Annotated in this window: 11 protein-coding genes; 7 read left to right on the top strand and 4 right to left on the bottom strand. The window is 54.7% G+C overall.

All coding sequences use genetic code 11. The features are described 5' to 3' along the window. Nucleotides 1-31: 31 nt before the first annotated feature. On the bottom strand, nucleotides 32-772 hold the full coding sequence (mlrA, locus tag AB8818_RS18355) for an HTH-type transcriptional regulator MlrA (protein ID WP_192983107.1): 741 nt from the start codon (nucleotides 770-772) through the stop codon (nucleotides 32-34). Nucleotides 773-990: 218 nt separating this feature from the next. Here mlrA and AB8818_RS18350 point away from each other — a divergent pair, with 218 nt between their 5' ends. Genes AB8818_RS18350 through AB8818_RS18340 form a run of 3 tightly spaced genes read left to right on the top strand, consistent with a single transcriptional unit; the run spans nucleotide 991 to nucleotide 3,906 of the window. After that, entirely contained in the window at nucleotides 991-2,676 is a 1,686-nt protein-coding gene (locus AB8818_RS18350) for a sensor histidine kinase (protein WP_192983104.1), read from the top strand. Continuing rightward, nucleotides 2,670-3,389 carry a two-component system response regulator BtsR gene (gene btsR, locus AB8818_RS18345; protein WP_192983101.1) on the top strand — a complete coding sequence of 240 codons (720 nt, stop codon included), beginning with the start codon at nucleotides 2,670-2,672 and terminating at the stop codon, nucleotides 3,387-3,389. Before AB8818_RS18350 ends, btsR begins: the two co-directional genes overlap by 7 nt. 46 nt (nucleotides 3,390-3,435) lie before the next feature. Further along, nucleotides 3,436-3,906: a DUF1456 family protein gene (locus AB8818_RS18340; RefSeq protein WP_023312442.1), complete on the top strand. Its 471-nt coding sequence runs from the start codon at nucleotides 3,436-3,438 to the stop codon at nucleotides 3,904-3,906. A 94-nt stretch (nucleotides 3,907-4,000) separates the two neighbouring features. Here AB8818_RS18340 and metG read toward each other — a convergent pair whose 3' ends face one another. Further along, a complete protein-coding gene (gene metG, locus AB8818_RS18335) occupies nucleotides 4,001-6,034 on the bottom strand; it encodes a methionine--tRNA ligase (protein WP_116338739.1) in 2,034 nt (677 codons plus the stop codon). Nucleotides 6,035-6,171: 137 nt separating this feature from the next. Here metG and apbC point away from each other — a divergent pair, with 137 nt between their 5' ends. Further along, the gene (apbC, locus tag AB8818_RS18330; protein WP_061097640.1) at nucleotides 6,172-7,281 is read left to right on the top strand and encodes an iron-sulfur cluster carrier protein ApbC; all 1,110 of its coding nucleotides are present in this window, start codon (nucleotides 6,172-6,174) and stop codon (nucleotides 7,279-7,281) included. Between the two features lie 89 nt (nucleotides 7,282-7,370). On the opposite strand, the gene AB8818_RS18325 is transcribed toward apbC, so the two are convergent. After that, a complete protein-coding gene (locus tag AB8818_RS18325) occupies nucleotides 7,371-7,850 on the bottom strand; it encodes a GNAT family N-acetyltransferase (protein ID WP_166711781.1) in 480 nt (159 codons plus the stop codon). Further along, a complete protein-coding gene (locus AB8818_RS18320) occupies nucleotides 7,801-8,133 on the bottom strand; it encodes an RcnB family protein (protein WP_008500887.1) in 333 nt (110 codons plus the stop codon). The genes AB8818_RS18325 and AB8818_RS18320 overlap by 50 nt, the downstream gene beginning before the upstream one ends. A gap of 484 nt (nucleotides 8,134-8,617) precedes the next feature. Here AB8818_RS18320 and AB8818_RS18315 point away from each other — a divergent pair, with 484 nt between their 5' ends. Genes AB8818_RS18315 through AB8818_RS18305 form a run of 3 tightly spaced genes read left to right on the top strand, consistent with a single transcriptional unit; the run spans nucleotide 8,618 to nucleotide 12,383 of the window. Beyond that, on the top strand, nucleotides 8,618-9,757 hold the full coding sequence (locus AB8818_RS18315; protein WP_166711779.1) for a polysaccharide export protein: 1,140 nt from the start codon (nucleotides 8,618-8,620) through the stop codon (nucleotides 9,755-9,757). Beyond that, entirely contained in the window at nucleotides 9,757-10,206 is a 450-nt protein-coding gene (locus AB8818_RS18310; RefSeq protein WP_116338741.1) for a protein tyrosine phosphatase, read from the top strand. The genes AB8818_RS18315 and AB8818_RS18310 overlap by 1 nt, the downstream gene beginning before the upstream one ends. Beyond that, nucleotides 10,206-12,383 carry a polysaccharide biosynthesis tyrosine autokinase gene (locus AB8818_RS18305; RefSeq protein ID WP_192983097.1) on the top strand — a complete coding sequence of 726 codons (2,178 nt, stop codon included), beginning with the start codon at nucleotides 10,206-10,208 and terminating at the stop codon, nucleotides 12,381-12,383. Before AB8818_RS18310 ends, AB8818_RS18305 begins: the two co-directional genes overlap by 1 nt. Nucleotides 12,384-12,452 lie beyond the last annotated feature (69 nt).

Below are 12,452 nucleotides of genomic sequence, written 5' to 3'. Positions count from 1 at the left end.
AGCGCAGCTGTTAATGAACCATTAAATGCCGTTATGGTTCATCCGGGCCCAGGGAATAAACCGGATAACCGTGCTCACGCCATTCCGTCAGCAGCTGTTGCTGCGAGGCGGACGGCACTTCGCCGCACCAGACCAGCAGGGTCTGGCCGTCGAAAAACTCGGGTTTGAGCTGCCCCAGCGAGTGCGCAAGGACATCCACGCGCCAGCCCTTTTGGGTGGCGATCCACGCTTCCAGCCACAGACGGGTGGTATCGTGCACGTTCCAGCCGACCACCAGCGCATCTTTTCCGGCCTTGTTCTTCGCCGAGGCAAGACAGACGGCAATATAGTTAATCAGCATCCCGTCAAGCATACTGAGCAGCGCCTGCAGGGTAGACTGCTGGCACTGCAGGCGTCGACGGAGCGGAATGAAAAGATGGGTGATAAGCGTTTTCGCCGGATAATCGCGCCCCTGCTCTTTAATCCAGGCGCGCAGGCGCTGCAGGTTACCGGCCTGCAGGAGCCGCAGCAGGGTTTCCTGTTGTTCACGCCAGAGATGTTGCGTGTCCGGGTCGTCGTGGCTCAGCAGAGACTTCACTTTGCCGACCTGCACCCCGTTGTCGATCCAGCTTTTGATTTCGCGGATCCGGTCGATATCGGCATCGTTGAAAAGACGATGACCACCGTCCGTTCTCTGCGGTTTGAGCAATCCATACCGTCGCTGCCACGCCCGTAGGGTAACGGGATTGATATCACAAAGGAGTGCCACTTCACCGATTGTGTAAAGCGCCATATTTGCCCCCTGGCTTACGCGTCCCCAGCTTAACTGTAGACCCACTTTGCCGAACCAGGAAGGGGTGGTTAATTTTTAGACAAATAATGCGAAGCATGCGCGATATGCAGAAAAAGGTGTGATAACGGACACGATTTTACGCTTTTATGGGATGCTTCAAAGAAAGTTCATCCGCATCCGTGTATGTTACGCGTTTTTTAGCGTGTACGGTTTTGAGTATGTACGAGTTTAACCTGGTGCTGCTGTTGCTTCAGCAGATGTGCGTGTTTCTGGTCATTGCCTGGCTGATGAGCAAAACGCGTCTTTTCATCCCACTGATGCAGGTTACCGTACGCCTGCCGCACAAGCTGCTCTGCTATGTCACCTTCTCTATTTTTTGCATCATGGGAACCTATTTTGGTCTCCATATCGAAGACTCTATTGCCAATACGCGCGCCATCGGCGCGGTGATGGGCGGGCTGCTGGGCGGCCCGGTCGTCGGTGGCCTTGTGGGTCTGACGGGCGGACTTCATCGCTATTCCATGGGTGGGATGACGGCGCTCAGCTGCATGATCTCCACGATCGTCGAGGGGCTGCTCGGCGGCCTGGTGCACAGCTATATGATTAAGCGCGGTCGCCCGGATAAAGTCTTTAGCCCGCTTACCGCCGGGGCCATTACCTTTGTGGCCGAAATGGCGCAGATGGCGATCATTCTGCTGATTGCGCGTCCGTTCGAGGATGCGCTGCACCTGGTCAGCAATATTGCCGCCCCGATGATGGTGACCAACACCGTCGGCGCGGCGCTGTTTATGCGTATTCTGCTCGACAAGCGCGCTATGTTCGAAAAATACACCTCGGCCTTTTCCGCCACGGCGCTGAAGGTTGCCGCCTCGACCGAAGGGATCCTGCGTCAGGGGTTTAACGAAGAGAACAGCATGAAGGTCGCGCAGGTGCTCTACAAGGAGCTTGATATCGGCGCCGTTGCCATTACCGATCGCGAAAAGCTGCTGGCGTTTACCGGCACCGGGGACGATCATCATCTTCCTGGCAAACCGATCTCTTCGACCTACACGCTGCGCGCTATTGAAACGGGTGAGGTGGTGTATGCCGACGGTAACGAAGTGCCTTACCGCTGCTCGCTGCACCCGCAGTGCAAGCTGGGCTCCACGCTGGTCATTCCGCTGCGCGGGGAAAATCAGCGGGTGATGGGCACCATCAAGCTATATGAGGCGAAAAACCGTCTGTTCAGCTCCATCAACCGCACGCTGGGGGAGGGGATAGCCCAGCTTCTTTCCGCGCAAATCCTCGCCGGGCAGTATGAGCGGCAGAAAGCCCTGCTGACGCAGTCTGAAATTAAGCTGCTACATGCCCAGGTCAATCCGCATTTCCTGTTCAATGCCCTCAACACGCTCAAAGCGGTGATCCGCCGCGACAGCGATCAGGCCGCGCAGCTGGTGCAGTTTCTGTCGACCTTTTTCCGCAAGAACCTGAAGCGGCCCTCTGAGATCGTGACCCTCGCCGACGAGATTGAGCACGTGAATGCCTATCTGCAGATTGAGCAGGCGCGTTTTCAGTCCCGTCTGCAGGTGTCGCTCTCCGTTCCGGATGAGCTTGCGCATCAGCATCTTCCGGCCTTTACCCTGCAGCCTATTGTGGAGAATGCCATCAAGCACGGTACCTCGCAGCTTCTGGGGACAGGGGAGGTCACCATCGCCGCCAGCCGTTTTAACCATCATCTGGTGCTGGATATTGAAGATAACGCCGGGCTTTACCAGCCTTCCGCCTCCGGCGGTTTAGGGATGAGCCTGGTGGATAAACGTCTGCGCGCCCACTTTGGCGATGACTGTGGCATTACCGTTGCCTGTGAGCCCGACCGATTTACCCGTATTACCGTTCGACTGCCGCTGGAGGAAAACGCATGTTAAGAGTGCTGATTGTGGATGACGAGCCGCTGGCACGGGAAAACCTGCGCGTTCTGCTGCAGGAGCAGCCAGATATTGAGGTTGTGGGAGAGTGCGCCAACGCCATTGAGGCCATCGGCGCGGTGCACAAACTGCGCCCTGACGTGCTGTTCCTGGACATTCAGATGCCGCGCATCAGCGGGCTGGAGATGGTCGGCATGCTCGACCCGGAGCATCGCCCCTACATCGTGTTTCTGACGGCGTTCGACGAGTATGCCGTTAAGGCTTTTGAGGAACACGCGTTTGATTATTTACTCAAGCCGATTGAAGAGAAGCGCCTGGAAAAAACGCTCAGCCGTTTACGCCAGGAGCGAACCGTTCAGGACGTTACGCTGTTGCCGGAGAACCAGCAGCCGCTGAAATTTATCCCCTGCACCGGGCACAGCCGGATTTATCTTCTGCAGATGGATGATGTGGCGTTTGTCAGTAGCCGCCTGAGCGGGGTGTTTGTCACCAGTGCGGAAGGGAACGAAGGGTTCACCGAACTGACTCTGCGCACGCTGGAGAGCCGCACGCCGCTGCTCCGCTGCCACCGCCAGTATCTGGTGAACATGGCGCACCTGAAGGAGATCCGCCTGGAAGATAACGGCCAGGCCGAGCTGGTGCTGCGTGCCGGGCAGACCGTCCCCGTCAGCCGTCGCTATCTGAAGAGTTTGAAAGAGGCGATTGGCCTGTAAAACTGGTACACTGCGCGCCATTGCATCATCGACATTCGAAGGCTCTATGCTAAGTAACGACATTCTTCGTAGCCTGCGCTACACCCTGAAAGCAAACAATAACGACATGGTGCGCATTCTTGCGCTGTCCGATATGGAATCCACGTCTGCAGGTTTCGATACCTGGATGACCAAAGAAGACGAAGAGGGCTTCGTTCGCTGCCCGGACATCATTCTGTCGGGTTTCCTGAACGGCCTCATTTACGATAAGCGTGGCAAAGATCCGGCCGCGCCGGAGCTGGCGCTGGAGCGCCGCGTGAACAACAACACGGTGCTGAAAAAGCTGCGTATCGCGTTCTCGCTGAAAACGGACGATATTGTGGCGATCATGACGGAGCAAAAGTACCGCGTATCCGTACCGGAAGTGACCGCCATGATGCGCGCGCCGGATCATAAAAACTACCGCGAGTGCGGCGACCAGTTTCTGCGCAATTTCCTGCGCGGGCTGACCCACCGGGTACATCATCCTAAGGCGTAAATGTGGCATGGGTGCGGCATGATGCCCTCACCCCGGCCCTCTCCCACAGGGAGAGGGAGAACAAAAAAGCCGGAGAGAATCTCCGGCTTTTTTGTTATTTCACCTGCTGGCCCGGCTTCGCGCCTTCGTCAGGGCTTAACAGGAAGATATCTTTCCCGCCAGGGCCTGCGGCCATCACCATCCCCTCAGAGATGCCGAAGCGCATTTTGCGCGGCGCCAGGTTCGCCACCATCACGGTCTGACGACCGATCAGCACCTGCGGGTCCGGGTAGGCTGAACGGATGCCGGAGAAGACGTTACGCTTCTCGCCGCCCAGATCCAGCGTCAGGCGCAGCAGCTTGTCAGAACCTTCCACGAACTCCGCGTTTTCAATCAGTGCCACGCGCAGGTCGACTTTCGCGAAATCGTCGAAGGTGATGGTTTCCTGAATCGGATCGTCAGCCAGCGGGCCGGTTACCGGTGCCGCCGCCGCTTTCACTTCTTCTTTAGAGGCTTCGACCAGGGCTTCAACCTGCTTCATTTCGATGCGGTTATAGAGCGCTTTAAAAGTATTCACCTTGTGGCCGAGCAGCGGCTGCTGGATAGCGTCCCAGGTCAGTTCAGTATTCAGGAACGCCTCGGTGCGGGCTGCCAGCTGCGGCAGAACCGGCTTCAGCCAGGTCATCAGCACGCGGAACATGTTCAGACCCATGGTGCAGATTGCCTGAAGGTCGGCGTCACGGCCTTCCTGTTTCGCGACAACCCACGGGGCCTGCTCGTCCACATAGCGGTTGGCAACATCGGCCAGCGCCATGATTTCACGAATCGCTTTACCGAACTCACGGCTTTCCCAGGCTTCGCCAACCGCAGCGGCGGCATCGGTGAAGGTTTTATACAGCTCAGGATCGGCCAGTTCGGCAGAAAGCACACCGTCAAAGCGTTTGGCGATAAACCCTGCGTTACGGGACGCCAGGTTCACTACCTTGTTCACGATATCCGCGTTCACGCGCTGCACGAAATCTTCCAGATTCAGGTCGATATCGTCGATACGGGAAGAGAGCTTCGCGGTGTAGTAGTAGCGCAGGCTGTCCGCGTCGAAATGGTTCAGCCAGGTGCTGGCCTTAATGAACGTCCCGCGAGACTTGGACATCTTCGCGCCGTTCACCGTTACGTAGCCGTGTACGAACAGGTTGGTTGGCTTACGGAAGTTACTGCCTTCCAGCATTGCCGGCCAGAACAGGCTATGGAAGTAGACGATGTCTTTACCGATGAAGTGGTACAGTTCGGCGTCGGAATCCTTCTTCCAGTATTCGTCGAAGCTGACGGTGTCGCCCCGCTTGTCGCACAGGTTCTTGAACGAGCCCATGTAGCCGATTGGCGCATCCAGCCAGACGTAGAAGTATTTGCCCGGCGCGTTCGGGATTTCGAAGCCGAAGTACGGCGCATCGCGGGAAATATCCCACTGCTGCAGGCCGGATTCGAACCACTCCTGCATCTTGTTCGCCACCTGCTCCTGCAGCGCGCCGCTGCGGGTCCACGCCTGCAGCATTTCGCTGAAGGACGGCAGGTCGAAGAAGAAGTGCTCGGAATCACGCATCACAGGCGTGGCGCCGGAAACCACGGATTTCGGCTCGATAAGCTCGGTCGGGCTGTAGGTCGCGCCGCAGACTTCGCAGTTATCGCCGTACTGGTCCGGGGATTTACATTTCGGACAGGTGCCTTTGACAAAACGGTCCGGCAGGAACATGCCTTTTTCCGGATCGTACAGCTGAGAGATAGTGCGGTTTTTGATAAAACCGTTCTCTTTCAGACGGGTGTAGATCAGCTCCGACAGCTCGCGGTTTTCGTCGCTGTGCGTGGAGTGATAGTTGTCATAGCTGATGTCAAAGCCAGCAAAATCGGTCTGATGCTCCTGACTCATTTCGGCAATCATCTGCTCCGGGGAAATCCCCAGCTGCTGCGCTTTCAGCATGATCGGCGTGCCGTGGGCGTCGTCCGCGCAGATGAAGTTAACCTCGTGGCCGCGCATTCGCTGGTAACGGACCCAGACATCAGCCTGGATATGCTCCAGCATGTGGCCGAGGTGGATTGAGCCGTTGGCGTACGGCAGGGCGCACGTTACCAGAATTTTTTTCGCGACTTGAGTCATAGTAGGCATTACTTCTTTTAACTGTGAAAAGGGTTTTCGATATTACCAAAAGGGGCATTATTAAGTAAGCACAAACCGCGGCCTTTCAGGTAAACTTGTTTGCCTAAGGTCTTATTCACAAGAACAAAGGAGTCGGGATGAGTTCTCAATCCCAGGCCAAATCACCGGAAGCCTTACGAGCAATGGTCGCCGGGACGCTGGCTAACTTTCAGCATCCAACCCTGAAACATAACCTCACTGCGCTGAAAGCGTTACACCACGTCGCATGGCTGGACGATACATTGCACGTTGAGCTGCAGATGCCGTTCGTCTGGACCAGCGCTTTTGACGCGCTGAAAGAGCAGACCAGCGCTGAGTTGCTGCGCATTACCGGTGCAAAAGCGATTGACTGGAAGCTGAGCCACAGCATCGCCACGCTGAAGCGTGTGAAAAATCAGCCGGGCGTCAACGGGGTGAAAAACATCATCGCCGTGAGTTCAGGTAAGGGTGGGGTGGGTAAATCATCTACCGCCGTAAACCTCGCGCTCGCGCTGGCGGCGGAAGGGGCAAAGGTCGGTATTCTGGATGCCGATATCTACGGTCCTTCTATTCCAAACATGCTGGGTGCGGAAAATCAGCGTCCAACCTCACCTGACGGCACGCATATGGCACCGATCGTGGCGCACGGTCTGGCGACTAACTCCATCGGTTACCTGGTGACCGACGACAACGCTATGGTCTGGCGCGGCCCAATGGCCAGCAAAGCGCTGCTGCAGATGCTGCAGGAAACGATGTGGCCGGATCTGGATTATCTGGTGCTGGACATGCCGCCGGGCACCGGTGACATACAGCTGACGCTGGCGCAGAACATTCCGGTAACGGGCGCCGTCGTGGTCACCACGCCGCAGGATATCGCACTGATCGACGCCAAAAAAGGCATCGTGATGTTTGAGAAAGTGGAAGTGCCGGTGCTCGGCATCGTCGAGAACATGAGCATGCACATCTGCAGTAACTGCGGACACCACGAACCTATCTTCGGTACGGGTGGGGCGGAAAAACTGGCGGCACAGTATCACACCCAGCTGCTGGGGCAGATGCCGCTGCATATTTCCTTGCGTGAAGATCTGGACAGCGGGAAACCGACGGTTGTCAGCCGTCCGGACAGCGAATTCGCGGAGATGTATCGCCAGCTGGCGGGGCGCGTTGCGGCGCAGCTCTACTGGCAGGGTGAAGTGATCCCGGGTGAAATCGCCTTCCGCGCGGTGTAACGCCTCTGCGCCTTAGTGCCGGGTGGCGGCTTCGCCTTACCCGGCCAACTACGATCGTGTAGGTCAGGTAAGCATAGCGCCACCTGACGTTAACTCAGCCGATAGTGCATCAAATAATATTCGCCGTCCGGAGAATTCCCCGTCGCCTCGATGTGCCAGCCGTGGCGCTGGTAAAATGCAACCGCCCGCGCATTCTTCACCAGACACTTAAGCGAACCCGTACTGGTAAACGTCTTCTGTACGTGCTCAAGCAACACATGTCCGACGCCCAGGCTCTGATACTGCGGATCGACAAACAGGTTGTGCAGGAAATTATCGTTCGTCCAGACGGAGGCAAAACCCAGTCGATGCCCGTTCTGAACAGCAACCCAAATCACTTCGTCACGGGTTGCCGCGTCAAAGTCTTCAAGCTGCCAGTCTGCACTGTCCAGCCATGGCCAGGCTTCACGCCGGGCGTGGATGTAGAGCGTGCGCAGGAAAGGTCGGTCACTTTCCTGCCAGGGACGAATCAAAATTGCGTTAGCGGTGATAGAAAATATCTCCATTGTAGGCTTTGTAGATCTTGCCATCAGCATCGCCGATCAGCACATAGTTCTCACCCATATAGGTCCAATGGGTTCCGGCATCCGGCGCCGGCAGGTTACGCAACTGGTACTGTTTAATGGTGTACTCCGGCGTTTGATACTGCGCCGGTGCCGTATCGCCGATTTTGAACTTCGTGAAATCCGCGATGAACTCTTGTTCTTCATAGGCCTTGATGCCAGATGGCGCAGCGGCGGTTTGCGGGGCAGAGAATGCGGATCCCGCCAGAGACAGTAGTACACCCAGAAGCAGCAATTTACGCTTAGCCATTTTTTCTCCAGTGATATCGTTACAGATACTTTTTGTCTGCGGGTCGTGCAAAGCGGAGCAGACAGTCCATTTTAAGTATCAACGCAGGGTATGTTTGAAAAAAAATGTAACAAAAGTGGACGGTTTTGTGTAGTCGAATTGGATGATGTTTATCACTAAGGCGAATATTGCCTGCGCCTTGTATTTTTAATATTTATTATTTCATTAATAAATTCTGAAAATAACATTTCACATCAAGAATGGACTGCTATGCGAATGCTTTCCCACTAAAGAAAATTTAATATTGTCTTCGGGTGAAGCAGGCTTGCTTCCCTTTTTTACAGGGTTGAGTATTGCTTTTGTTTTTTTAGAGAGCGGTTTTGTCACGTTTATAATGCCAGAATTTCATATTGTAGAAAAATAAGCAATTAAATTTCATAAACTTAGATAAAGTCTCTTTGCGGGCTTGATGATAAACGTAACGTTAAAAAGAAATATTTATATAATGAAAGGTACAACTGCATTTTCGCTGTTATTTCTTACTGTTAGTCAATTAACAGGGTGTGTGTTTTCCCCCGGACAGAATTTGAGTCTGTCCGGGAAAAAAGGCATTGCTGCGGAAGATGTCAATTATCAGCTTGATAAGCACGTGGAAATTTTTCCACTGACGCCGGGATTGATTGAAAAACTGCGTCCGGCCGTATTGAAATCTCAGGCAAATCCTAATCTGGATGAGCAGATCAAAAACTGGGAATACCGCATTGGATCAGGAGACATTCTGACGGTCACCGTCTGGGATCACCCTGAACTCACGACGCCCGCAGGGCAATACCGTAGCGCGAGCGACTCGGGTAACTGGGTTAACGCTGATGGCACGCTCTTCTATCCTTACGTCGGCAGGCTGAAAGTGGCGGGCAAAACGGTTTCGCAGGTACGTGAGGAGATCACCGCGCGGCTGGATAAGGTCATTGAGAGCCCGCAGGTGGACGTCAGCATTGCCGCCTTCCGTTCGCAAAAGGCCTACGTCACCGGAGAGGTCGAAAAATCGGGGCAACAACCCATAACCAATATTCCGCTGACGGTGATGGATGCGGTCAACGCCGCTGGCGGCCTTTCTGCGGATGCCGACTGGCGTAACGTCGTGCTTACGCATGATGGCCAGGATTCGCGGCTTTCACTTTATGCCCTGATGCAACATGGCGATTTGACCCAGAATAAGCTGCTTTATCCGGGCGATATCCTGTTTGTTCCCCGGAACGACGCGCTGAAAGTGTTTGTGATGGGCGAGGTGGTTAAGCAGAGCACGCTTAAGATGGATCGTAGCGGCATGACGCTGGCCGAAGCCCTGGGGAGTGCCGGCGGGCTGAACCAGAATATGGCCGATGCAACCGGAATTTTTGTTATTCGCCCGGTTTCACGAAAAGGCGAGAAAGATAAAATCGCCAACATCTATCAGCTCAATGCGGAAGATGCCTCAGCCATGGTGCTGAGTACAGAATTCCAACTGGAACCGTACGACATTGTCTATGTCACGACGGCACCGCTTTCGCGCTGGAATCGTGTGATCACCCAGTTGGTACCCACCATCAGTGGCGTACATGACCTGACCGAAACCGTCCGTTACATCAGGTCGTGGCCGCAATAATGTTCAATTCAATTCTCGTGGTTTGCACCGGCAATATTTGCCGTTCACCGATTGGTGAGCGGCTGTTGCGTCAGCAGTTACCCAACACGCAGATATCCTCGGCAGGCATTTTCGGGCTTGAAGGACGCCCGGCGGATGCGGCTGCAAAGGCAGTCGCCTTACGTCATGGCGTTTCGCTTGAAGGTCACGTGGCGCGTAAGGTCACACGTTATCTGTTACAAAAATCCGATTTGATTCTGGTGATGGAGCCAGAGCATCTCCGTTTTATTGCCTCTGTGGCGCCGGAGAATCGGGGGAAATCGCTGTTGTTTGGTCAGTGGCTGGAAACAAAGGACATTCCCGACCCGTATCGTAAAAGCCGGGAAGCCTTCGAATATGTTTTCGAGCAGTTAGGAAAAGCCAGCCAGGAATGGGCCCGTCGTTTGCGTCAACAAGGAATGAAGCAATAATGTCGTCTCATAAATCAGACAAATTTGGTGCTGCGACACCGCATGATAATGAAATTGATCTCATTCAGCTGTTGGCTGAGATGTTTGATCATCGGGTAATGATAGCGTGCATCACGCTCCTGTTCACCGTATGCGCCGGGATCTATGCATATAGCGTCACACCGATCTATCAGGCTGATGCCCTTGTGCAGATAGAAGCGAAGCAGGACAACTCGTTGCTCAAAAGCTTAAGCCAGTTTGGTACCGATCTTTCACCTGATGCTGCACCCGAACTCTTGCTGCTCAAATCGCGGATGATTCTGGGAGAGACCGTTGATAAGCTGGGGCTAACGTACAGCGTCAAACGGCACGTGCTGCCCGTCATTGGACCGCTGCTGGAACGAGGGCGTAAAGCGGGTGAATTGACAATTGGCGCGCTGACTATTCCTCTTCTGGAAGACAAGCCACAGGAACTTTTACTGACCGTTCAGGAGCAGGGCCGGTATCACCTCGAAGGAAAAACGCTTGAGGCTGAAGGCGTTGTTGGGAAAACGCTGGTTAAAGACGGAGTAACGCTTCTTGTCACCTCCCTCAGCGCGGCACCAGGGACCCAGTTTTCCCTCAAAACCGTCACAAAGCTTGAGGCAATTAACGCCCTTCAGCGTCGGCTCATTGTTTCGGAGTCGGCGAAACAGAGCGGAATGATCGCCTTAACGCTAACGGGAGAGGAGCCTGACAAGATCGCCGCGGTGCTTAACACCATTGCTGAAAATTATCTCAGCCAGAATATTGCGCGCCAGGAAGCTAAAGATACCCGTAGCCTGACGTTTTTACAGGATCAACTGCCTAAAATCAGCCGCGAACTGGATGAAGCCGAAGCACGGCTGAACGCCTACAGAGAGCAACGCGATTCAGTCGATTTATCCCTTGAGGCGAAGACGGTTCTTGATCAGGTTGTTAATGTGGAAAATCAGCTTAACGAGCTGACGTTCCGCGAAGCAGAAGTTTCTCAGCTTTTCAAAAAGGATCACCCAACCTACCGCGCCTTACGGGAAAAAAAGCAGACCCTTGAGCAGGAACGTACGCGCCTGAATAACCGCGTCTCATCCATGCCTTCTACGCAGCAGGAAATTTTGCGTTTAAGCCGTGACGTTGAGTCCGGTCGCACCATCTACCTGCAGCTGCTGACGCGCCAGCAGGAATTGAATATCTCGCGCTCCAGTGCCATCGGAAATGTGCGGATCATTGACTCTGCTGTATCGCAGCCTGCCCCAGTCAAACCGCGCAAAGTGATTATCATTGTGCTCGGTATGCTGGTGGGATTGATGCTCTCGGCAGGGACTGTGTTGGTTCGCTCTGCCTTTAAACGGGGCATCACCTCGTCTGAACCGCTGGAAGCGCAGGGAATGCTTCTTCTGGCTACGCTCCCTCGTTCGGTGTGGCTTTGGAAAAAAACGCATTTGCGCAGGAGGACGCTGTTTGCTTCCCAGTGGAAGCACAGGACGTCAAACGTACCTTTCCTGCCCGTTGACCGACCGGCGGATATGTTTGTCGAGGCGGTGCGCGGGCTGCGCACAAGTCTGCATTTCACCATGATGGATGCCGCTAACCGGATCGTTGTGGTTTCAGGCCCTTCGCAGGATTGCGGAAAGACCCTGGTGAGCACCTCGCTAGCGTCGATTGCGGCTCAGGCCGGACAGCGCGTGCTGTTCATTGATGCGGATATGCGCAAAGGATATGTCCACAATATTTTCAAACTGAACAACCACCATGGATTGTCCAGCGTGCTGGGGGGAAGCGTAGAGTGGCAGGATGCAATTCAACGCTTCGAGAAAGGGGGTTTTGACGTGTTGACCTGTGGACCACAACCTTCGCATCCTGTGGAACTGCTTATGAATGAGCGTTTCCGGACGGTAATGTCGCGAATAGACAAAGAGTACGACATCGTGATTGTCGACACGCCACCGGTGCTGGCCGTGACGGATGCGCTACTCGTCGCCAGAGCCGCTGCAACCACGTTGCTGGTTGCCCGCTTCGGTAAAACCAGCATCAAAGAGATCGAGAACTGCCTGAAGCGTCTGCAGCAAATGGGCGTGCAGGTTGAAGGTGCGATTCTCAATGATATTGTGAAATCCGCGGCGTTCTATTACCACTCGGGGTACAGCCATTACGACTACGGCGGCTACACTCCGGAATAAAAGCGACGCGACACTTCTTTACAGCATGACGCCGAATAGCCCGTTAAGATGACCTCCGTTAAATCGAGA

The sequence above is a fragment of the Enterobacter sp. KB-280D8 genome, assembly GCF_041399405.1.
GTDB classification, from domain to species: Bacteria; Pseudomonadota; Gammaproteobacteria; order Enterobacterales; family Enterobacteriaceae; genus Enterobacter; species Enterobacter cloacae_N.
This window is presented reverse-complemented; position numbering and strand designations above follow the sequence as displayed.

Bases quoted from the DNA above. Each gene is read 5' to 3' on its own strand.
- mlrA (WP_192983107.1), bottom strand. From the start codon at position 772: ATGGCGCTTTACACAATCGGTGAAGTGGCACTCCTTTGTGATATCAAT.
- AB8818_RS18350 (WP_192983104.1), top strand. From the start codon at position 991: ATGTACGAGTTTAACCTGGTGCTGCTGTTGCTTCAGCAGATGTGCGTG.
- btsR (WP_192983101.1), top strand. From the start codon at position 2,670: ATGTTAAGAGTGCTGATTGTGGATGACGAGCCGCTGGCACGGGAAAAC.
- AB8818_RS18340 (WP_023312442.1), top strand. From the start codon at position 3,436: ATGCTAAGTAACGACATTCTTCGTAGCCTGCGCTACACCCTGAAAGCA.
- metG (WP_116338739.1), bottom strand. From the start codon at position 6,034: ATGACTCAAGTCGCGAAAAAAATTCTGGTAACGTGCGCCCTGCCGTAC.
- apbC (WP_061097640.1), top strand. From the start codon at position 6,172: ATGAGTTCTCAATCCCAGGCCAAATCACCGGAAGCCTTACGAGCAATG.
- AB8818_RS18325 (WP_166711781.1), bottom strand. From the start codon at position 7,850: ATGGCAAGATCTACAAAGCCTACAATGGAGATATTTTCTATCACCGCT.
- AB8818_RS18320 (WP_008500887.1), bottom strand. From the start codon at position 8,133: ATGGCTAAGCGTAAATTGCTGCTTCTGGGTGTACTACTGTCTCTGGCG.
- AB8818_RS18315 (WP_166711779.1), top strand. From the start codon at position 8,618: ATGAAAGGTACAACTGCATTTTCGCTGTTATTTCTTACTGTTAGTCAA.
- AB8818_RS18310 (WP_116338741.1), top strand. From the start codon at position 9,757: ATGTTCAATTCAATTCTCGTGGTTTGCACCGGCAATATTTGCCGTTCA.
- AB8818_RS18305 (WP_192983097.1), top strand. From the start codon at position 10,206: ATGTCGTCTCATAAATCAGACAAATTTGGTGCTGCGACACCGCATGAT.